Annotated in this window: 20 protein-coding genes; 9 read left to right on the forward strand and 11 right to left on the reverse strand. The window is 72.4% G+C overall.

Annotated features, from left to right (window positions below):
* Positions 1-24 precede the first annotated feature (24 nt).
* Positions 25-948, forward strand: coding sequence for a cobalamin-binding protein (locus OG906_RS06025; protein ID WP_329440715.1), 924 nt, complete (start codon positions 25-27; stop codon positions 946-948).
* A 179-nt stretch (positions 949-1,127) separates the two neighbouring features.
* Here the strand turns inward: OG906_RS06025 and OG906_RS06030 are convergent, their stop codons facing one another.
* Together OG906_RS06030 and OG906_RS06035 are read right to left on the reverse strand one after the other, a co-directional pair.
* Complete coding sequence (locus OG906_RS06030) at positions 1,128-1,460, reverse strand: YnfA family protein (protein WP_267800889.1); 333 nt, start codon at positions 1,458-1,460, stop codon at positions 1,128-1,130.
* A 14-nt stretch (positions 1,461-1,474) separates the two neighbouring features.
* Positions 1,475-2,287, reverse strand: coding sequence for a LysR family substrate-binding domain-containing protein (locus OG906_RS06035; protein WP_329440717.1), 813 nt, complete (start codon positions 2,285-2,287; stop codon positions 1,475-1,477).
* Between the two features lie 58 nt (positions 2,288-2,345).
* Here OG906_RS06035 and OG906_RS06040 point away from each other — a divergent pair, with 58 nt between their 5' ends.
* Complete coding sequence (locus tag OG906_RS06040; protein WP_329440719.1) at positions 2,346-2,750, forward strand: DUF5997 family protein; 405 nt, start codon at positions 2,346-2,348, stop codon at positions 2,748-2,750.
* Between the two features lie 250 nt (positions 2,751-3,000).
* Positions 3,001-3,234: a DUF6296 family protein gene (locus OG906_RS06045; protein WP_267799223.1), complete on the forward strand. Its 234-nt coding sequence runs from the start codon at positions 3,001-3,003 to the stop codon at positions 3,232-3,234.
* A gap of 93 nt (positions 3,235-3,327) precedes the next feature.
* Here OG906_RS06045 and OG906_RS06050 read toward each other — a convergent pair whose 3' ends face one another.
* The gene (locus tag OG906_RS06050; protein ID WP_267799224.1) at positions 3,328-3,687 is read right to left on the reverse strand and encodes a PRC-barrel domain-containing protein; all 360 of its coding nucleotides are present in this window, start codon (positions 3,685-3,687) and stop codon (positions 3,328-3,330) included.
* A gap of 152 nt (positions 3,688-3,839) precedes the next feature.
* The gene (locus OG906_RS06055) at positions 3,840-5,921 is read right to left on the reverse strand and encodes a SpoIIE family protein phosphatase (RefSeq protein ID WP_329440722.1); all 2,082 of its coding nucleotides are present in this window, start codon (positions 5,919-5,921) and stop codon (positions 3,840-3,842) included.
* 227 nt (positions 5,922-6,148) lie between these two features.
* Between OG906_RS06055 and OG906_RS06060 the strand changes: the two genes are divergently transcribed.
* Positions 6,149-6,889, forward strand: a complete 741-nt coding sequence (locus tag OG906_RS06060; protein ID WP_329440724.1) for an IclR family transcriptional regulator — start codon at positions 6,149-6,151, stop codon at positions 6,887-6,889.
* 144 nt (positions 6,890-7,033) lie between these two features.
* On the forward strand, positions 7,034-7,360 hold the full coding sequence (locus OG906_RS06065; RefSeq protein WP_329440726.1) for a putative quinol monooxygenase: 327 nt from the start codon (positions 7,034-7,036) through the stop codon (positions 7,358-7,360).
* Between the two features lie 34 nt (positions 7,361-7,394).
* Here the strand turns inward: OG906_RS06065 and OG906_RS06070 are convergent, their stop codons facing one another.
* From OG906_RS06070 to OG906_RS06085, 4 genes are all read right to left on the reverse strand, one after another.
* A complete protein-coding gene (locus tag OG906_RS06070) occupies positions 7,395-8,099 on the reverse strand; it encodes a M24 family metallopeptidase (protein WP_329440728.1) in 705 nt (234 codons plus the stop codon).
* Positions 8,086-8,895, reverse strand: coding sequence for a class I SAM-dependent methyltransferase (locus tag OG906_RS06075; RefSeq protein WP_329440729.1), 810 nt, complete (start codon positions 8,893-8,895; stop codon positions 8,086-8,088). Before OG906_RS06075 ends, OG906_RS06070 begins: the two co-directional genes overlap by 14 nt.
* A 148-nt stretch (positions 8,896-9,043) precedes the next feature.
* Entirely contained in the window at positions 9,044-10,156 is a 1,113-nt protein-coding gene (locus OG906_RS06080) for a winged helix DNA-binding protein (protein ID WP_329440731.1), read from the reverse strand.
* 168 nt (positions 10,157-10,324) lie between these two features.
* The gene (locus tag OG906_RS06085) at positions 10,325-11,272 is read right to left on the reverse strand and encodes a methionyl-tRNA formyltransferase (protein ID WP_329440733.1); all 948 of its coding nucleotides are present in this window, start codon (positions 11,270-11,272) and stop codon (positions 10,325-10,327) included.
* Positions 11,273-11,519: 247 nt separating this feature from the next.
* On the opposite strand from OG906_RS06085, the gene OG906_RS06090 reads away from it, so the two are divergent.
* A complete protein-coding gene (locus OG906_RS06090; protein WP_329440735.1) occupies positions 11,520-12,869 on the forward strand; it encodes a lysine N(6)-hydroxylase/L-ornithine N(5)-oxygenase family protein in 1,350 nt (449 codons plus the stop codon).
* 111 nt (positions 12,870-12,980) lie between these two features.
* Positions 12,981-14,552 (forward strand): amidohydrolase, encoded by a 1,572-nt coding sequence (locus OG906_RS06095; RefSeq protein ID WP_329440736.1) that lies wholly within the window; start codon positions 12,981-12,983, stop codon positions 14,550-14,552.
* Positions 14,553-14,661: 109 nt separating this feature from the next.
* Here OG906_RS06095 and OG906_RS06100 read toward each other — a convergent pair whose 3' ends face one another.
* From OG906_RS06100 to OG906_RS06110, 3 genes are all read right to left on the reverse strand, one after another.
* A complete protein-coding gene (locus OG906_RS06100) occupies positions 14,662-14,832 on the reverse strand; it encodes an MbtH family protein (protein ID WP_329440738.1) in 171 nt (56 codons plus the stop codon).
* A gap of 79 nt (positions 14,833-14,911) precedes the next feature.
* The gene (locus OG906_RS06105; RefSeq protein ID WP_329440740.1) at positions 14,912-15,745 is read right to left on the reverse strand and encodes an ABC transporter permease; all 834 of its coding nucleotides are present in this window, start codon (positions 15,743-15,745) and stop codon (positions 14,912-14,914) included.
* A 48-nt stretch (positions 15,746-15,793) separates the two neighbouring features.
* The gene (locus OG906_RS06110; RefSeq protein WP_329440742.1) at positions 15,794-16,705 is read right to left on the reverse strand and encodes an ABC transporter ATP-binding protein; all 912 of its coding nucleotides are present in this window, start codon (positions 16,703-16,705) and stop codon (positions 15,794-15,796) included.
* A gap of 191 nt (positions 16,706-16,896) precedes the next feature.
* On the opposite strand from OG906_RS06110, the gene OG906_RS06115 reads away from it, so the two are divergent.
* Together OG906_RS06115 and OG906_RS06120 are read left to right on the forward strand one after the other, a co-directional pair.
* Positions 16,897-19,209 (forward strand): M20/M25/M40 family metallo-hydrolase, encoded by a 2,313-nt coding sequence (locus OG906_RS06115; RefSeq protein WP_329440744.1) that lies wholly within the window; start codon positions 16,897-16,899, stop codon positions 19,207-19,209.
* A gap of 55 nt (positions 19,210-19,264) precedes the next feature.
* On the forward strand, positions 19,265-19,759 hold the full coding sequence (locus tag OG906_RS06120) for a GNAT family N-acetyltransferase (RefSeq protein WP_329440746.1): 495 nt from the start codon (positions 19,265-19,267) through the stop codon (positions 19,757-19,759).
* The last annotated feature ends 39 nt before the right edge of the window (positions 19,760-19,798 follow it).

Raw genomic sequence — 19,798 nt, forward strand, 5'->3', positions numbered from 1 at the left:
CCGGAGACGGCCTACGCTCGGGGGATGCGCATCGTTTCCCTGCTGCCCGCCGCCACCGACATCGTGGCCGAACTCGGACTGCTCGCCGATCTGGTGGGCCGCACGCACGAGTGCGACTGGCCGGCGGCGGTGTCCGGCGTGCCGGTGGTGACCTCTGCCGCGTTCTCGTCCGACGAGCTGTCCAGTCGGGAGATCTCCGAGGCCGTCGGGGGCGCGGCGCACCGCGGCTCCTCGCTCTACGGACTGGACGTGGAGGCGCTGGGCGCGCTCGCGCCCGAGGTGGTCCTCACCCAGGACCTGTGCGACGTGTGCGCGGTGTCCTACGCGGGCGTGAGCCGGGCGGTGCGCGTGCTCGACGGAGGCCCGAGGGTGCTCAGCCTGGAGCCGCGCACCCTCGACGAGGTACTGGACTGTCTGGTCCGCGTGGGTGAGCTGCTGGGCGTACCGGAGGTCGGCCGGGCCCGTCGGGCGTCCGCGCGGGCCCGGCTGGAGGCGGTGCGCGCCGCCGTGGCGGGCCGTCCCCGGCCCCGGGTGGTGGCCATCGAATGGCTGGATCCGCTCTGGCCCGCCGGGCACTGGGTGCCCGAGCAGATCACCGCGGCGGGCGGGGAGCCGTTGATCGCGGCCCCGGGCGAGCACACCCGTCCGATGGACTGGGACACGGTCCGGGCCGCCCGACCGGACGTCCTGCTGCTGCTGCCGTGCGGGTTCAGCCCGCGGCGCACGCTGCGCGAGCGCGGGGCGCTCACCGCGCTGCCGGGCTGGTCGGAACTGCCGGCGGTGCGGTCCGGCGAGGTGTGGGTGCTCGACGGGCCCGCGTACTTCAACCGGCCGGGTCCCCGGGTGGTGCGGGGCGCGGAGGTCTTGGCGCGGGTGCTGCACGGGGTCCGGGTCGGGGACCCGGTGACGGAGGCGGAGGCCTTCCGGCTGCCGCCCGGCCCCGCCTGAAGCCGCCTGACGGGCGCCGACACCGGGCGGGGCTCGGCGGGGCGTGACCGGGCCGGGCGGGCTTGGCGTGATCAGGCGGGCCGCACCGGACCGGGCGGGGCTCGGCGTGATCGGGCCGGCCCGGCCTCATCGGGCCCCGACCGGACGCCCTGCTGCTGCCTGGCGGGAACCGGTACGGGTCAGCCCCGAGGGGCGTACATGATCACGGCCACGCCGGCGAGGCAGAGGCAGGCGCCGATCAGGTCCGCCCGGTCCGGGCGGTAGCCGTCGAGCACCATGCCCCAGATCAGCGAGCCGGCGACGAAGACCCCGCCGTACGCGGCGAGGATCCTGCCGAAGTTCGCGTCCTCCTGGAGGGTGGCGACGAAGCCGTAGATCCCGAGGGCGATCACGCCCGCGCCGATCCACGCCCAGCCCCGGTGTTCCCGGACGCCCTGCCACACCAGCCAGGCTCCGCCGATCTCGAAGAGGGCCGCCGCGAGGAACAGGCCGACCGAGCGGGCGACGAGCACGTCGGCGCCCGGCTCTAGCGGCCGCGCGGCTTGCCGCGCTTGCCGCCGCCCTTGCCCGGGGCGCCGCCCTTGCCACCCTTGCCGCCCTTGGGAGCGCCGGCGCCACCGCGCGGGTTCTTGCCGGCCGGCTTGCCGCCGGTGGGCTTGCGCGCTGCTCCGCCCGGCGCCGGGCGCTTGCCCTTCGGCTGCGCCGGCGCGGGTGCGGGGGCCGCCAGGGAGCGGCCCCGGGAGCTGTTCACGGTCCGTCCGCGGACGATGCCGATGAACTCCTCCACCAGGTCGGTGGTCTCCTCCTCGGGCCAGGACAGGGCCACCCGCGACTCGGGGGCGCCCGTCAGCGGCCGGTAGGTGAGGTCCTTGCGGTGGTACAGGCGGGCGAGGGACTGCGGGACGACCAGTACGCCGATGCCGGCGGCCACCAGCTCGACGGCGTCCTCCGTCGTCGCGGGTCGCTCCATCGCGGGACGCCCCGGCAGGGTGTCCCAGTCGAGGGTGTCGTCGAGGGGATGCAGCACGATCTCGTCGGCCAGGTCGCCGGTGGACACTTCCTCGGCCGTCGCCACCAGGTGGTCCTTGGGGATCACGACGACCGTGGTCTCGGTGTACAGCGGAATGGCGCTGAGGTCCGTGCGGTCGATCGGCAGCCGGACGAATCCGGCGTCCGCCTCGCCGGCGCGCAGCACGCCGGGGGCGTCGGCGGGGGCGACCGCGACGAGGGTCAGCGGGATGCCGGGCAGCCGTTCGTTCCAGATCCGCACCCACTTGGTGGGTGTCACCCCCGGAACGTAGGCGAGCCGGAACGAGGGAGGTACTTCCGAGCCTGTCACCGGGCCAGGTTACCGGCCGTGGTCAGAGGTGGTGCACACGCTCGATACTCTTGACTCCATGACGTCGCACAAGACCGCCCAGACCATGAAGCCCGCGACCGCGGCGAAGAAGCTGGGTGTGTACCTCGAAGCCACCCCCGCCGAGTTCCAGGAGGGTGTCGTTTCGCGCAGCGAGTTGGGTGCCCTGCAGACCGATCCGCCCGAGTGGCTCCAGGAGCTGCGCCGCAACGGCCCGCATCCCCGGCCGGTGGTCGCGGCCAAGCTGGGCGTCTCCATCGCCGGTCTCGCGCGGGGCGGGGTCACCGAGGCCCTCACCACGGAGCAGATCGAGGCGCTGAAGAACGAGGCCCCCGAGTGGCTGCAGAAGGAGCGTGCCACGCAGGCCGAGGTCCGCAAGGAAACGGTCCGCATCAAGGAGAAGAACGCGCAGAAGCAGGCGCAGCAGGAGCAGCAGGAGGGCTGAGCCCCCGCACGCCGCACCGCCGCGAACAGCCCCGGACCCCGGTCCGGGGCTGTTCCCGTGTCCGGGGCCGCCTGAGTGCTGGTGCCGCCTGAGTGCCGGTGCCGCCCACCGGATCCGGGGCCGCCGCCGCCCCCGGGTCCCGGTCGGTGGGGGTGTCCCTCTGGGCCAATCGCCGCAGTGAAATGGACGCGGCGGGGTCGAGGACTTCCCATGGAGGGACGACCGACGGCGGCACGGATCGGGAGGTGCGGTGGACGAGGACCGGTATGAGCTGGTGTTCCGGCGCGGCGAGGACGGGGGGCGGGCGCAGGACAAGGTCCTCGTCTCGCGGACCTCGCAGGCGGGACCGGGTGGTCATCCCGTGTACGCCGACGAGACGGGGATCATCCGCGCGGAGATCAGCGATCAGGGCGAGGTCAGGATGCTGGCCTCGGGCGGTCAGCAGGACCCCGAGTACCCCGTGGTGGCCCGCCGGCCGGAGTAAGGCCCGGCAGGGGCCCGGATGGGCCGTGCGGCCGGCAGGGGCCCCGGATGGGCCGTGCGGCCCGGGTGGGCGGCGGTGTGCCGCGCCGGCGGGTCAGGCGCGGTGTTCCGGGCCGCCGGTGTAGTAGGCGCCGACCTGGCGGTGGTACTCCGCGTCGGTGAGGTGTCGGTCGCTGACGAACTCGGGCGCGTCCTTGATCTGCGCCTTGGTGCGGTCCACGTGGATCCGCTGCTCCTCCTGGTCGATCCGCGTGACCGTGCCGGCGGGCAGCAGGACCTCCTTGCCGAAGATCCAGTGGCCGGTGTCGACGACGAGGTAGGACGCGCCCACCTCGTCGGAGTGCTTGTCGACCTTGCCGATGTGGCCGTCGGTCGCCTCGACCTTGAAGCCCGTGAGGTCGATGTCCCGCAACCGGCCCGACGTCTCGCGGTATCCCCATACGTCGCCGGACATGGAAACCACTCCTTCGCTGTCGGTTTCGGTCCTCCGGCCTGGCACCTGCCCGGTCCCGCGTGCCTCAAGCGGCGATACCCGCGCGATGAGCTGCGGGCAGGTCTTCACGTACGCGTGGCCGGGCGGGGCGGGCGACGCCGGGGGCGGCGGGGTCAGCGCGGGCGGGTGCGGGCGATGAGCAGGGCCACGTCGTCGCGGTCGTCGGGGTGGCGCAGGGCCCCCAGGAGCACGTCGCAGGTCTCTTCGAGGGGGCGCGCCGGGTCGGCGAGGAGGGCGGTGAGGGCCCGCAAGCGCACGTCGATGTCCTCGTCGCGGGTCTCGACGAGCCCGTCGGTGTAGAAGACCAGCTCGTCGCCGACGCCCAGTTCGAACGTGGTGGCCTCGAACTGCACCCCGCCGACGCCCAGCGGTGCCCCGGTGGGCAGGTCGAGGAGTTCGGGGTCCCGGCCGGGGCGGACCAGTACGGGCGGCAGGTGACCGGCGGTGGCGATCCGGCACCGGTTGGCGTGCGGGTCGTAGACGGCGAAGACGCAGGTGGCCATGGTGTGGCCGAGGCCGGTCGTGGTGTGGTCGAGCCGGGTCAGCACGGCGGCGGGGTCGAGGTCCAGCTCGGCGAGCGTCCGGGCCGCGGTGCGCAGTTGTCCCATGGTCGCCGCCGCGTTGATGCCGCTGCCCATGACGTCCCCGACCACGAGCGCGGTCTTGTCGTCGGGCAACGGGATGACGTCGAACCAGTCTCCGCCGACCTCGCCGACGGCCGCCGCGGGCTGGTAGCGGTAGGCGATCTCCAGGCCCGGGGTGACGGTGGGCTCCTGGGGCAGCAGGTGGCGTTGGAGCGTGAGGGCGGCCCGGCGCTGGCGCTGGTACCAGCGGGCGTTGTCGATGCACACGGCGGCCCGCGCGGCCAGTTCGGCGGCGAGCAGGACGTCGTCGTGGTCGAAGGGCATCGGGTTGCTCGTCCGCTGGAGGCCGAGGACGCCGATGACCTCGCCGCGGGCGGTCAGGGGCACCGCGAGGTAGGAGTGCAGCCCGGCCTCGACGAGCAGCGCCGCGGCCTCGGGGTTGCGGGCGATCCCGGCCAGCTCCCGGTCGGTGACGTGCCGCACGAGAATGGGCCGGCCGGTGAGCACGCACTGGGTGACCAGGCGGGTGGCGTCGTAGCGGGCGAGTTCGCCGACCGGGTCGACGGCCAGGGTGGCCGGACCGGGACGGGCGGCGGTCACGGCCAGGGCGCGGAACTGCACGGTGTCGGCGTGCGGGTCCTCGGGCGGTTTGTCGCTCCTGAGGATGCTGTCGAGGACGTCGACCGTGGCGAGGTCCGCGAGTTCCGGGACGGCGATGTCGCCCAGTTCGCGGGCCGTCACGTCGAGGTCGAGGGTGGTGCCGATGCGTACGGACGCGTCGGCGATCAGGGCGAGCCGTTGCCGGGCCAGGGCGACGGCCCGGGAGGTCCGGTGCTGTTCGGTGACGTCCACGACGGAGGCGGCGACGCCGATGGCCCGGCCCACCGAGTCGTCCAGCCGGTAGAGCGAGACCGACCAGGCACGCTCGTCGCCGGGGTCGGCCGGGGTGTGGCCGGTGGTGAGCCGGTTCAGTTGCGGGACGCCGTCGTCGAGGACCTCGCGCATGGCCGCCTCCAGGGGGCCCGAGTCCAGGAGCGGGAGGGCCTCGTGGAGGTGGCGGCCGAGGTGGTCCTCGGCCGGCATTCCGTTGATCCGCGCGAGCGCGGGGTTGACCAGGACGTAGCGCAGGTCCGTGTCCATGACCGCCAGGCCTATCGGGGACTGCTCGACCAGCCCCAGGGACAACGCCAGGCTGCGCTCCACGCGCCGCAGCACGGTCCGGTCGGAGGCGATGCCGAGGGCGTAGGTCTTGCCCTGGGCGTCCTCCAACCGCATGTTGCGGAACTCCGCCAATCGGGTGCTGCCGTCCTTGTGCGACACCGGGAACACGCCGGCCCACGGCCCGCCGCCCGCCATCACCGCGGCGAACAGGGCCACAACGTGGTCGCGCTGCTCCTCGCCGACGAGCAGCTGCGCGGCGAAGCGGCCCAGGGCCTCCTGGGCCGTGTAACCGAACAGTTCCTCGGCCTGTGGGCTCCACAGGGCGATCCGCCCGACGTCGTCGAGCAGCACCGCCGCGACGCCGAGGTCGTCCAGGAGCCCGCCCGGTTCCGCGAAGAACGCGTCGCCGGACTCGTCGGAACCGGGGGGCACGGCATCAGCACTGCCCATGCCGGCCGCTCCTTCCCACCACCTGGCCCGGAGTCGGAGGCTCTGCCCGCTCCACTGTCCCGCGCACGCGCGCCGGGTGGGTTCCATCCTCCCTCCACCGCGCGGAACCGGCAGCCGCTGGTCCGCCGATCCGGTGGCCGCGCCCCCGGCGGGCGGCGGGGGCGCGGGACCGCTGCCGTAGGGTCGGGAGGTCTCGTACGTCGCCACTCGCCCCCGGGGAACCCGCCATGCCGCACCACGGTCCGCAGTCCGTCGACCGTGCGCTGACCCTCCTCGACGCGGTGGCCGAAGCGGACGGGCCGGTCAGCGCCAAGGCACTGGCCCGCCTGACGGGCTGCTCCCTCTCGACCGTCTACCACCTCCTGGCCCCGCTCACGGAGCGCGGCCATCTCGTGCGGACGGCGCGCGGGTACGCGCTGGGGCCGCTGATTCCCCGGCTGCACCGCAGCTACCTGCGGCACCTGGAGCCGGCGCCGGGCGTCACGGACGTGTTGGCGCGGCTGCGCCGGGCCACCGGAGCGGAGGCGTACTACACCGCGTACCGCGGCGGGCTGATCACGGTCGTCGACACGACGGCTCCCGTGACGGACACCGCGAACCCCTTCGCTCCCGGGCGGGAGACCCGCGCGCACGCCACGGCGCACGGCAAGGCGCTGCTCGCCGAGCTCCCCCGCCCGCTGCGGCGGCGCTACCTGTCGGAGCACGGCATGGCGCGCCTGACCCCGGCCACCATCACCAGCGCGGAGTCGCTGGAGGCGGAGCTGTCCCGGGTGCGGGGGCAGGGGTACGCCGTCTCGGTGGGCGAGGCCGACCCCGCCTACACCTGTGTGGCCGTCGCCCTGCCGGCGGAGCGGCCGCGGGGTGACGACGCGGTGCACGCGCTGTCCGTGTCGCTGCCGACCCGGGAGTACCGGCGGCGCCCCGATGAGGTCCGGGGCGCGCTCGCCCGCGCGGCGGGCCTGCTCTGAGGTCGCCCGGCGGACCGCGGGCACGTGTACCCCGGGCCGTCGGGCGCCGCTTCCCCCGGCCCGTCGGGCGCCGCTTTCCGAGCCTGCCGGAAACGGGGCCGGTCCCGCGTGCGATGGCGGGCATCGGGTGCCAGGCTGGTGCCCATGATCTTCATAGCCGTCAGGTTCGACGTCCGTCCGGAGCACAGCGACCACTGGCTCACGCTCGTCGACGACTTCACCCGGGCCACGCGCGCGGAGCCGGGCAACCTGTTCTACGACTGGTCGCGCAGCGTCGACGACCCGACCAAGTACACCTTGCTGGAGGCCTTCGCCGACGCCGAGGCGGGCGCCGCACACGTGGCGTCGGAGCACTTCAAGGCCGGGATGGAGACGTTGGCCGGCGCCATCGCCTCGACCCCGGAGATCATCAACGTGGAGGTGCCCGGCCAGGGCTGGAGCGCCATGGCCGAACTCTCCCCGCGCGCCTGAGGCGCCGGTCCGGCCGGCACCCGCGGAGCGGGACCTACGCGAGGTCGAGGAGCTGTTCGTAAAAGCCTCCGAAGCCGCCCGGTTCGTGCACCAGGTGAACCTCCAGGATCCAGTGGCAGCGCCATCCGGCCCGGTCGGTGCGGCGCAGCGGCTGGTCGTTGTCCGGGGTGACGTAGGACTCCACCTTGGCGCCGTCGACCAGTTCGTGCGGGAACTCCCCCACGAGGTGTCCCGCGTGCCAGCCGCCGAGCGTCCAGCCGGCCTCGGCCGCCGAGCGCTCCACGGCCGTGTACAACTGCTTGCCGGTGATGTGGGGGTCCTCGCGGAAGGCCTGGCGACCCTCGGCGAACACGCGGGCGAGGTCGTCGCGGAGCCGGTGCTTGACCGGGTCGTCGCCGAAGACGAAGGTACGGCCGAAGTCGGCCTCGTACTCCTCGAAGATCGGGCCGAAGTCCGCGAAGGCGATGTCGTCCTCCCCGATGATGCGGTCGGGCGGGTTCTCCCGGTAGGGGAACATCGTGTGCGGGCCGGAGCGGACGATCCGCTTGTGCCAGTGCTTCGTGGTTCCGAACATCTCGTTGGCCAGGTCCCGAATGCCGTCGCTGACCTCCCGTTCACCGACGCCGGGCGCGACCAGACCTCGCGCCTCGACCTCCGCGAACAGGGCCACCGCCTTGCGTTGCGCCTCCACCAGGCCGAGTGCGCGCAGTTGTTCGTCCATCCGCTCAGGTACCCCCATGGTGCTGTTCCTCTTCCGTTTCCGGTGTCGCGCGCACGAGCACGAGCGACCCCTCGTGGAACGAGCGACGCCGCAGATGGCCGAACCGCTCGTCCCACACCCCCGATTCCAGGTCTTCCCGCAATCGGGTCGTGAAGCGTTCGCGGACCCCGTCGTCCACGAAACTCCATGCCGAACACGCCTGCCGTGCCGCCGGATCCAACAACATCTCCGGACGCCCGAAGTACGCCTCGTTGAACCCGTCCGTGCAGTCCAACGGAATCGGCACCGCCCGCACACTCCCACAACCACCCAGAGCGGCGGCCATCATCCCGATGGAGGGATACCGGTGCGCCTCCATGTCGAGGACCTCGGGCGCGTACTCGTACAGCCAGAAGTCGCGCACCCGTTCCGGATCACAGGTCAGCACCACGACCGGGCCCCGGGTCACCCGCCGCATCTCGCGCAGGCCCGCCGCCACGTCCGACCACTGGTGCACGCTGAACAGCGTCATCGCCCCGTCGAACTCCCCGTCGTCGAAGGGCAGGTGTTCCGCGACCGCGTCCACCGCGCGCGGCAGACCCGCGGCGCGCCGTGCCCGCATCGACTCCGAGGGCTCCACGGGCGTCACCGCGGGCGCCGCCGACTCGTACGAACCGGCCCCCGCGCCGACGTTGACCACCCTGCGCGCGCCCCCGAGGGCCTGGGCGACGAAGTGCGCGATCCTCGGGTCCGGCCGCCGCAGACGCGCGTGGACCGCACCGATGTCGCCGCGGTCCACGTCCCCCGCACCGCCGTCCACGCCACGGACGTTCACCGCCACCGCCTCCTCCTGTACCGGGAACCACGCCTCCCCTCATACTGCATGTGCAAACCCGCTTCGTACATCACGCCGCATATGCTTGTCGAAACAGCCAAGAGCCACGCAGATGTCAACCTGTACGGGTCTCCGGACCCGGTCCGGTTCAGCTCTCGGTCGTCAGTCCACCCGGCATCGGATCGAAGTACTCGCTCGCCGACATCTCGGTACCGTCCTCGGTCCGGACCCGCCGCAGTGCCAGCCCCCGCCCGGGCGCGGACCGCCCGTCCGATCCCGCCACGATCACCGGGCCGTCGGAGGTCGAGCGCACCACGCGGCCGGGCGCGCCGTCGTACCGGTCCGGTGTGACGGCGGCGGCCAGGATCTCCAGGCGGCGCCCGCCGTGGTGCGTGTACGCGGCCGTCGAGGAGCGGGCCCGGGTCCGGACGAGATCGTCGATCTCCTCGGCCGGCCGGTTCCAGTCGATGCGCAGGGCCTCGACGGACCGGACGCCGGCCCGGTGCGGCCCCGAGGGGGTCGCGACCGGACCGCCGGACTCCTCGTGGACGGTGTGGGAGGGGGTGGTGTCGAAGTGCCGGTGCACGCGGCGCAGCAGAGAGCCGAGTTGGGCGCGTTCGGGGACGCTCAGGGGCTCCAGGAACTCCTCGTCGGCGGAGGCGATGTCCGCGTTGAGGCGGCCCAGTGCGGCGCGGCCGCTTTCCGTGAGGCCCACGACGACCCGGCGTCGGTCCTCGGTGTCGCGGGTGCAGTCGACGTGGCCGGCGCGGTTCAGGTCGTTCACGATCTTGACGAGATCGCTCGCGTTCATGTCGAGACGAGTCGCGAGGGTTCCCTTGGACTGCGGGCCGAGGTCGGACAGCAGCGTCAGCACGGTCAGGTGCCACAGGCGCAGCCCGTGTTCGGTGAGTTTGGCCGTCAGTCTGCGTCGGGCGGCCTTGCCGATCGCGTAGACGAGGTAGGCGTTCAGGTCGAGGACGCTGGGCGGCGTCGCACTCTTGGGTTCCGCCGCCGCGGCCGGTCTCGCGCCGTGTGCGGTGCCACCGGCGGCGGGCGCCGGATGCGGCTGCGCCGCCGGTGCTTCCTGCGCGACCGCCGGTGCGGCGGCGGCCGGAGCCGGCGGGGCGTCGATGGTCGGGTCGGTGTTGGTGAGGGCGCCCAGCACTCGCGCCCAGTCCGCCTGGGTGTTCCCCATGCCGATGATGACGAACGGGGCCCCGGCGGGGCCCCCGTTCGTACCGGTGGTTGTCTGTCGCTCCATCAGCCTTCCCTCAATCCCCGTTCGTTCGTTGCCGAGTGCGCGGCCGACGGAACGACGTCGCCGCCCCGCGGATCCGGTGATCCGCGCGGCGGCGAGGGGTCGGGTCGGCGCCCCGAGGCGGTGCGGGGCTCCGACCTGTCGTCGGTGGCGACTTCGGCGTGCGGCCGCTCAGGGCCGACTGGTCAGATATCCACCCATGGAGGTGAAGTACTCCGTCGCGGACCGTTCCCGACCGTCCTCGGTGCGGACCCGGGTGACGGCGAGTCCGTGGTTGCGGCCGGTGCGCGCGTCGGCGCCGGCCACGATGACGACCGCGTCGCCCTCGCGGTAGAAGATCCGGCCGGGGGTTCCCCCGTACCTGGCCCGGGACACCACGGCGGCCAGGATCTCCAGACGCTTGCCCCGGTGGTGGGTGAAGGCGCTCGGGTAGGGGTCGGACTGGGCCCGGACCAGGCGCGCGAGGTCCTCGGCGGGCCAGTTCCAGTCGATCCGGACGTCTTCCTCGGCACGCTTGTGGAAGAAGCTCGCGAGCGAGCGGTCCTGTCGGGTGAACTCGGTCCGGCCGGAGGCGATCAGGTCGAGCGCGCCCACGGTGACCGGGGCGATCAGGTCGACCGTCTTGTGGAACAGGTCGGTGGCGGTGTCGGTCGGGCCGACCGGGACCGCCTGTTGGACCACGATGTCCCCGGCGTCGAGTTCCTCGTCCATCAGGTGGGCGGTGACGCCCACTTCGGACTCGTTGTTGATGAGCGCCCAGATCAGCGGGGAGAAGCCCGCGTACTTGGGGAGCAGTGAGTCGTGGACGTTCAGGGTGCCGTGGCGCGGCAGGTTGTAGATGCGCGGGGGGATCCAGGTGCGCCAGTTGTTGGCCACGATGATGTCCGGGTCCGCTTCCTTGAGGCGGGCGAACAGTTCCTCGTCGTCCGGGCGGTTGCGGATCTCGACGGGCACCCCGTGTTCCGCGGCGAGGTCGGCGACCGAGTCGCTCCAGATCTTCTCGTAGGCGTGCTCGCTCCGGGGGTGCGTGACGACCAGCACCACGTCGTGCTCGGAGTCCAACAGCGCCTGCAGAGTGCGATGTCCCCAGGTCTGGTATCCGAACATGACGACCCGCATACGGTCCTCCTCAGCAGAATGACGGATGGACTCCAGTAAAGCAAGGCTTACCTAACTACGCAACGCCCCCATATCCTGGGTTGGTTGAACATGATTCCCCGGCAAGGCGTCCAATCGGCCCATCGACAGGGGTCATGGACCAGGTTAGGCTCCCCTAAGTTGTTCCCCGGCAGTCGCACATCGGCATGCCTCGTCTCCCCGTCTTTCCCCTCACACCCGGCAAGCGGCCGCCCCCGATGGGAGTGACATGTCACGAGCTCTTCCTGACGCTGCGCCACTGGTCCACGACCTGATCGGAATCGGCTTCGGACCGTCCAATGTGGCGATGGCCATCGCACTGAGCGAGCACAACGCGAGCGTCGGCGGTCAGGGGGCGGTGACGGCCCGCTTCCTCGAGCAGCAGCCCCGCTTCGGCTGGCACCGCGGCATGTTGATCGACGACGCGACCATGCAGGTCTCCTTCCTCAAGGACCTGGTGACGCTGCGCAATCCGACGAGCGGGTTCAGCTTCCTCTGCTACCTGCAGAGCCGGGGGCGGCTGATCGACTTCGTCAACCACAAGAACCTCTTCCCGCTGCGCGTGGAGTTCCACGACTACTTCGAGTGGGCGGCGGCCAAGGTCGACGACATGGTGTCGTACGGCCACGAGGTCATCGCCGTGCGGCCCGTCGTGGTCGACGGCGTGGTGCGGTACGTGGACGTGATCGCGCGCTCCGGCGCGGAACCGGTGGTCCACCGTGCCCGCAACCTCGTGATCGGCACCGGACTGCGGCCGCGGATGCCGGAGGGCGTCGCGCGCTCGGACCGCGTCTGGCACACGTCCGACCTGCTGACGCGGGTGAACGCGCTCAAGGACACCGCTCCGTCCCGGTTCGTCGTGGTCGGCGCCGGCCAGAGCGCCGCCGAGAACGTGGCCTACCTGCACCGCGCCTTCCCCGAGGCCGAGGTCTGTGCGGTCTTCTCCCGGTACGGCTACAGCCCGGCCGACGACAGCGGGTTCGCCAACCGGATCTTCGACCCGGACGCGGTCGACGCGTACTTCGCCGCGCCCGAGGACGTCAAGCGCAAGCTGATCGAGTACCACGCCAACACCAACCACTCCGTGGTGGACATCGGCCTCATCGACGACCTCTACCGGCAGCAGTACCGGGAGAAGGTCCTGGGCGCCGAGCGCTTGCGGTTCCTGAAGGTCTCCCGCCTCACCGACGTGGTGGAGACCCCGCACAAGGTCCTCGCCACGGTCGAGTCGCTGGTCACCGGCGAACGGACCCACCTCGACGCCGACGTGCTGATCTACGCCACCGGGTACCGTTCGGCCGACGCGCTCGGCCTCCTCGGCGAGATCGGCCGGTACTGCCTGCTGGACGAGCAGGGTCGGGTCCGGGTCGAGCGGGACTACCGCCTGACCACCGATCCCGGACTGCGCTGCGGCATATACCTCCAGGGCGGCACCGAGCACACCCACGGCATCACCTCGGCCCTGCTGTCGAACACGGCGGTCCGGGTCGGGGACATCCTGCGGTCGATCGTGGAGCGCGGCCCGGAACCCGCCGCTGGACCCCGCCGCACCGCCGACGAGATCGGCTCCTCTCTCTAGGCTGTTCACGCACCGGGCGGCCGGCCGGATCGGGTCGCGAGGCCCCCCTGCCCACACCCGCCACCCCCTGCCCCGGAACCGGTGGCCCGCACTCCCCGAGGATCGATGCCCATGCTCAGTACGCGGCTGACCAACGCGCACGTCGTCACCATGGACCCGGCGCACCCCGTCGCCCACGACATCGGGATCTGGCGCGGCCGGATCGTCGGTCTCGACGAGGCGGTGACGGGGCTGCCCGCCCGGGAGGTGGTCGACCTCCAGGGCGCCACCGTGCTGCCCGGGTTCATCGACAGCCACGTCCACCTGGCCTGGACGGGCCTGAAGGCGGCCACACCGAGCGTGGCACCGTGCGAGCGGATCGAGGACGTGTTGGCGGTGGTGGCGCGGGCCGTCGCGGACAAGCCGCCCGGGGCCTGGGTGGACATCGCCGGATACGACCAGCGGGCCCTGGGCCGACACCTGACGGCCGTCGAACTGGACGAGGTCGGTGCCGGACGCAAGGTGTTCATGCTGCACGACTCCGGGCACGGCTGTGTGGTCAACAGTGCCGTCCTGGACCTGCTGCCCGCGTCGGCCGCGGACGGCGGGGGCTTCCTCGCGGAGAGCGCCATGACCGCCGCCCGACGGCTGCGACTTCCCTACTCCCAGGAGGAGTTGGCCGACGCCATCGAACGCGCCGGCCGGCAGTGCCTGGGCGAGGGCATCACCGCCTGCGCGGAGGCCGGGATCGGCGGCGGGCTCCTCGGCCACAGCCCGGTGGAGGCCGGCGCCTACCAGTGGCTGCGCGACCGGGGCCGGCTTCCGCTGCGCGTCCAGCTGATGGCGGCCGGGGACACCCTGCGTCCCGTCGCGGCCCACGCGGACGACGGCTTCCCGCGCGCGCTCGACCTCGGGTTGCGGACCGGGTTCGGGGACGACTGGCTGTCCGTCGGCGCGCTCAAGATCTACACCGACGGCGGCATGATGGCGCGTACGGCCGCGCTGACCGCCCCGTACGTCGGGACGGACGGCATCGGCGAACTCCAGGACTCCCCGGAGGCCATCACGGACCTGATCGTGGACGGTCACCTCGCCGGGTGGCAGCTCGCGGTGCACGCCATCGGCGACCGCGCCGCGGACCTCGCCCTGGACGCGCTGGAGCGGGCCCAGGGCCTGCGGCCCCGGCCGGACGCCCGGCACCGCATCGAACACGCCGGGTTGATCCGCCCCGACCAGTTGCCGCGGTTCGCCGCGCTGGGTCTCAGCGCGGTGGTCCAGCCGAACTTCCTGCGGTACTTCGGGGACGACTACGCGGCCGTCATGGGCCCCGAGCGGGCCCCGTGGATGTACCGGGGTCGCGGGTTCCTCGACCACGGGGTCACCCTGGTGGGCAGCTCCGACCGGCCCGTGACGGACGGTTCGCCCCTGCGCGCCGTCCAGTTCATGGTCGAGCGGGCCTCGCTGTCGGGGCGGGCGATCGGCCCGGACGAGGCGATCGGCGTGCAGGAGGCCCTGTACGCGTACACGGTCGGCGGCGCCCACGCCTGTCGCTGGGACGACCGCGCGGGCAGTCTGACGCCGGGGAAGCGGGCCGATCTGGTGGTGCTCGCCGACGATCCCACGCGGGTGGAGACCTCGCGCATCGGCGACATCGAGGTGCTCGACACGTACGTGGACGGCGTGCCCACGGCGGGCCGGGTGTGACCGCGTCCTGAGCCGCCGTGCGGACCGCGTCCATGACCTCCGGTGTGGTGCCGCGCAGCCCCGCCACGGAGCGGGACCGGCCGGCGGTGGTCCGTCACCGGCGCGCGGCTCAGAGCCAGTTGTCCTCGATCCAGGTCTGGCAGGCGGCGCGCGAGGCCTCGCCGTGGACGACCTGCCAGCCGGCGGGAATCTCGATGCCGTCCGGCCAGAGCGAGTGTTCGCCGCCGGTGTTGCGCAGCACGCGGAAGAGGCGGTCCGGATCGTCGAACGGGTTGGTCATGACGACTCCCTTTCAGTCGCACCAATGGATGAATATTCCGATACATGCATGTTCAAACATGTGCTCGTGGCAGCGGAACTCAGTCGATGAGGCGGCGCGTCATCCCGCGCAATGCCAGGAACCAACTGAGGGCGGTGAATCCGATCAGGACGAGCGCGTGGACGACGTCGCCCATTCCCAGTGTTCCGAACGCCGAGTGACGCACCAATTCCATACAGTGGTAGATCGGATTCACGGTTGCGATGCCTCCGATCCACCCGGGCAGGCCGTCCAGCGGGAAGAACACCCCCGCCGCCATGACCATCGGCGTCAGGACGCCCGACACCACCAGCCGCAGCCAGTCGATCGCCGGCACCAGGCAGGAGACCCACATGCCGCACAGGGCGAAGCCGAACCCGGAGAAGAGGGCGATGAAGGGCACCAGCAGCAGTCCGGGGGTCGCCGGCAGGCCCGCCGCGAGGGTGATCAGGAGCGGGGCGGAGCTGTAGATCGACGACTTGACGGCGATCCACGAGGCCTCGGCCGTGATCAGTTCCCAGACGTCGACCGGCCGACTGAGCATGTCGTCGTAGAGCTTCTGGTAGCACCGGCGGTTGAAGGTCTCGAACATCCCGGCGAACGCCGAGGCGAAGAGGACCGACGTGACCACCATGCCGGTGCCGATGAACTGGATGTACGGTCGCCCCTCCGCCGTGCTGATCAGCCGGCTGAACCCGAGCCCGAATCCCGCCATGTACACCAGTGGCTCCACCAGTGAGCCGAAGGTCACGGCGGGCCAGTAGCGGCGGAAGAGCAGGAGTTCCCGCAGCCAGACGGCCCGCAGGGTGGGCCAGAGCACCGGGGTCGCCTTCCGCGCCTCCTCCGGGCCGCGTACCTGCGTCTCCGCGGGGCGTGCGGGAGCTGCCCTCGTCATGGGAAGGGTCCTTTCTGGAACGGCGGAGCCGTCGCGGGGCGGGGCGGGTCAGCTGAAGAGCGCCCCGGTCAGGACGACGAAGACGTCCTCCAACGTGGTGGGGCGCAGGACGTCGGGCGCGCCCAGGAGTTCGTGGACCGAGGCGGTCATGGTCTCGGCGCGCAGCACGGAGACGGAGAGTCCGGTACGCCGGCTGGGCAGGCCCGCCTCGGTCGCGACCCGCTCCACGCGGGCGCGGCGTGCCGCGTCGCCCCGGTACTCGGCGGCCTGCGCCCCGGCGTGCGCGCGCAGCAGGTCCGCGGGGGCGCCCTGGGCGATGAGCTTGCCGCCGAAGACCACGGCCACGCTGTCGGCGAGGCGCTCGGCCTCCTCGATGTAGTGGGTGGACATCACGACGGTGGTGCCGCCCGCCCGCAGTTCCTCGATGACGTCCCAGAGGTCCTGGCGGATCTGCGGGTCGAGGCCCACGGTGGGTTCGTCGAGCAGCAGCAGGCGGGGGGACAACAGGGTTCCCCGGGCCAGGAGCAGTCGTCTGCGCATGCCGCCGGAGAGGGCGTCGACGCGGTGGCCGGCCCGGTCGGTGAGGCGCGCGTCGGCCAGCGCCCGGTCGACGCGGGCACGGCATTCGCGCGCGGGCACGGCACCGAGCCGGGCGAAGACGTCGAGGTTCTGTCGGACCGACAGTTCGGAGTCGAGGTTGTCGTGCTGCGGCACGACGCCGATCAGGGACCGGACGCGACGGGACTCCTCGGGCAGTCGGTGCCCGAAGACCTCGACGGTACCGCTGTCCGCCCTGCTCTGCCCGGTGAGCATGCGCATGGTGGTGGACTTGCCCGCTCCGTTCGGACCGAGCAGGCCGAGGAACATCCCGGCCGGCACCTCCAGGTCCAATCCGTCGACGGCCGTGGTCGATCCGTAGCTCTTGACCGCGCCGCTCATGCGGACAGCGGGGACGTTCACCCTGGATCCCCCTCGTAGCCGGTGACATCGCGGGGCAACTGGTCATGGCCGTCCTGCGGCTGCCCATCCAAACACCATGCGACCGACCCCGGCAAGATCTATCAACGATTGCCCGGTGCTGTTACGTTGCTTCGGTGAACGAACCCGCCTGGTGGTTCGCCAAGTGCCGGGGGACACGAATGAGAACGCGCATGCCTGCGCTGTCGGCGGTCGCGCTGCTCGCTCTGATCGCGGCCTTCTGCGGATTCGCGGTGCAGTCAACTCCCGTACCTTCGGGCAAAGATGAGGCACCCACTTCCTTTTCCGCAGGGCGGGCGAAAGAGCACATCGAACAGATCGCCCGCGCGCCCCATCCGTCCGGTTCGGAGGCCGCCGACCGGGTACGCGCCCACGTGGAAGGCGAGTTGCGGAAACTTGGCCTGAATCCGTCGGTGCAGGAGGCGACCGAGGTGCTTCCCGGTTCCGCCGCCTCACACCTGGCGGGGCGGGTCCACAACATCACGGCGACCGTCCCCGGACGGTCCTCGACCGGAAGGATCCTGCTCGTCGCCCACACCGACTCCACGTCCTCCGGCCCCGGCGCGTCCGACGACGGACTCGGCGTGGGGGCGGTGCTGGAGATCGCCCGTGTGCTCAAGGCCGGGGAGCGAACGCGCAACGACGTCGTCCTGCTCTTCACCGACGCGGAGGAGATCGGGCAACTCGGGGCGCGGGCGTACGTGCGGAACACGCCGACCCTCGACCCGCGACGGGACGTCGTGATCAACATCGATGCCCGCGGCACCACGGGGCCGGCCGTCATGTTCCAGACAGGTGAGCGCAGCGCGGGCGTGGTCGGCGCGCTGGGCGACCGTCCGCCGGTCACCACCTCCCTCGCGGACGAGGTCTATCGGCTGCTCCCCAACGAGACCGACTTCACCCACTTTCGCGACGCCGGCCTGACCGGCCTGAACTTCGCCGTGATCGGTGGGAGTTCGCGCTACCACTCCACCGAGGACGACATCGAGCACCTCGACTCCGGCAGCCTCCAGGATCTCGGCGCCACCGCGCTCTCCGCCACCCGGAGCCTCGCGGGCGCTGACCTGGAGCAGGTCGCCGGGGCCTCGGACGCGACCTGGTTCAACGTGGGCCCGATGCTGGTGCGTTACCCGGCCGGGGCCGTGCTGCCCCTGGCGGGAGCGGCGCTCCTCGCCGCCGTCGCGGCCGGCTGGTACGCCCGCCGGCGGCGGGCGCTGCGCCCGCGGAAGGTGGCGGTGGCGGCCGCCGCGTTCCCGTTGGTCCTGGTGGCGGCGGGGGCGATCGGCTGGGCCTCCTGGCAGGTCCTCCTGTTGGTCAAGCCCGCCTACGGCCGGTTCACGCACGGCGATCCGTACCGGCCCGAACTCATCGTCGCCGCAATGGTGTTGCTCGTCGTGGCGGTCGCCTGGGGCTGGACGCGGTGGGCCCGCACCCGTACGACGCCGGTGGAGTCCCTGGCGGCCGTGCTGGTCTGGCTGGTGGCGCTCACCCTGGCCACCGCCCTGGCGCTGCCCGGCGCGTGCTACCTGTTCACGTGGACCGCGCTCGCGGGCGCGGCCGCGCTGGCCCTGACCGTGCGGCTCGCCGAGGAGTCGCCGTGGCGTCCCGTGGCCCTCGCCCTGCCGGGCCTGTCGGCCGCCGTCCTGATCGTCCCGCTGGTCGTCCTGCTGTTCCCCGCCGTCCAACTCGCCTCTGCTGCTGCCCCCTTGGTCTTCGTGGCGCTGGTCGCGGTGTTGCTGTTGCTGCCGCCGGCCCACCTGGCGGGTCGGCCGCGCGCCGGGCTCGCCATCGGTCTCGCGCTCGCCCTGTCGGGGGTCGCGCTGCTGGGGGTCGGCGCCGCGGTCGACGGCACGGACCGCGGTCACCCGCTGCCCGTGAGCCTGATGTACGCCCGGGACCTGGACCGGTCACGCGCGTACTGGGTGTCGGAGAACGCCGACCCGGACTCGTGGGTGGCCCACTACACCGACGGCGCACGCACATCGGACCTGGAGAAGAGCATCCCGGCCCTGCCCGCGCCGCCCGGCGGTCACCTCGTCGGCGACGCCCCGGCGGTGGCGGTCGCGGAGCCGGTGGTGCGCACCGTCTCCGACGAACGCGTCGCGGACGGGCGCCGGTTGACCCTGTCCGTATCCGCCGAGCGGGGCCGCTCCGTCCTGACCGCGCTCTACGTGGACACCTCGTCCACCGAGGTGGTCAAGGCGAACCTGGCCGGCGCCCCCGGCGGTTCGGGCGAGATGCCCGGCGGGGAGAACCGCTCGTACACGGCGACCCCCTGGAAGTGGGGGTTCGTCCACGCCGCGCCGCCGGCGGAGGGGTTCACGCTCACCCTGACCGTACGGGGCGACGGTCCGGTGCGACTGCTCGCCATGACCGAGGAGGCGGGATTGCCCGCCTCCGCCCTGGACCGACCCCTCCCCGGGGACCGGGCGTACTTCGCCGACGAGGCGGGCCTGTCCCTGGCGAGCCGCACGTACACGTTCTGACCACGGGTCGTGGCCGCCCGGCGGGCACGACCGCACCGACAGCTTGGAGAGACGGATGGCAGTGAACGAGCCCGCCGAACAGGGACAGGACCGGGGCGCGGTGCGTCTGCGCGCCGCCACGGCCGATGACGCGCAGGCCGTCACGGGGGTCTTCCTGGCATCGCGCGCCGCCGCGATGCCCTACCTCCCCCGGGTGCACAGCGACGAGGACACCCTCGCCTGGATCACGCACGTGGTCCTGCCCGACAGCACCGTGTGGGTGGCCGAGGACGAGCGGGGCGAGCTGCTGGGCTTCGCCTCGCTGGACGGGACCGAACTCGACCACCTCTACCTGCGGCCCGACGCCCTGCGACGCGGCATCGGCTCGCGGCTGCTGGAGCTGGTCCGCGGGGCGAGCCCGCGGGAGCTGACCCTGCACGTGTTCCAGCGCAACACCGGCGCCCGCGCCTTCTACGAGCGCCACGGATTCGTCGCCGTGGACTTCAACGACGGCAGCCGCAACGAGGAGAAGGAGCCGGACGCGACGTACCGCTGGACCGCCGGGGACTGACCATCCCCCGGCTTTGACGGGTAGTTGTCGCGATTCGGA

The sequence above is a fragment of the Streptomyces sp. NBC_01426 genome (assembly GCF_036231985.1).
Classification (GTDB): domain Bacteria; phylum Actinomycetota; class Actinomycetes; order Streptomycetales; family Streptomycetaceae; genus Streptomyces.

Coding starts and splice junctions, on each gene's coding strand:
- OG906_RS06025 (WP_329440715.1), top strand. CDS start 25: ATGCGCATCGTTTCCCTGCTGCCCGCCGCCACCGACATCGTGGCCGAA.
- OG906_RS06040 (WP_329440719.1), top strand. CDS start 2,346: ATGACGTCGCACAAGACCGCCCAGACCATGAAGCCCGCGACCGCGGCG.
- OG906_RS06050 (WP_267799224.1), bottom strand. CDS start 3,687: ATGTCCGGCGACGTATGGGGATACCGCGAGACGTCGGGCCGGTTGCGG.
- OG906_RS06055 (WP_329440722.1), bottom strand. CDS start 5,921: ATGGGCAGTGCTGATGCCGTGCCCCCCGGTTCCGACGAGTCCGGCGAC.
- OG906_RS06060 (WP_329440724.1), top strand. CDS start 6,149: ATGCCGCACCACGGTCCGCAGTCCGTCGACCGTGCGCTGACCCTCCTC.
- OG906_RS06065 (WP_329440726.1), top strand. CDS start 7,034: ATGATCTTCATAGCCGTCAGGTTCGACGTCCGTCCGGAGCACAGCGAC.
- OG906_RS06070 (WP_329440728.1), bottom strand. CDS start 8,099: ATGGGGGTACCTGAGCGGATGGACGAACAACTGCGCGCACTCGGCCTG.
- OG906_RS06080 (WP_329440731.1), bottom strand. CDS start 10,156: ATGGAGCGACAGACAACCACCGGTACGAACGGGGGCCCCGCCGGGGCC.
- OG906_RS06085 (WP_329440733.1), bottom strand. CDS start 11,272: ATGCGGGTCGTCATGTTCGGATACCAGACCTGGGGACATCGCACTCTG.
- OG906_RS06090 (WP_329440735.1), top strand. CDS start 11,520: ATGTCACGAGCTCTTCCTGACGCTGCGCCACTGGTCCACGACCTGATC.
- OG906_RS06095 (WP_329440736.1), top strand. CDS start 12,981: ATGCTCAGTACGCGGCTGACCAACGCGCACGTCGTCACCATGGACCCG.
- OG906_RS06100 (WP_329440738.1), bottom strand. CDS start 14,832: ATGACCAACCCGTTCGACGATCCGGACCGCCTCTTCCGCGTGCTGCGC.
- OG906_RS06105 (WP_329440740.1), bottom strand. CDS start 15,745: ATGACGAGGGCAGCTCCCGCACGCCCCGCGGAGACGCAGGTACGCGGC.
- OG906_RS06115 (WP_329440744.1), top strand. CDS start 16,897: ATGCCTGCGCTGTCGGCGGTCGCGCTGCTCGCTCTGATCGCGGCCTTC.
- OG906_RS06120 (WP_329440746.1), top strand. CDS start 19,265: ATGGCAGTGAACGAGCCCGCCGAACAGGGACAGGACCGGGGCGCGGTG.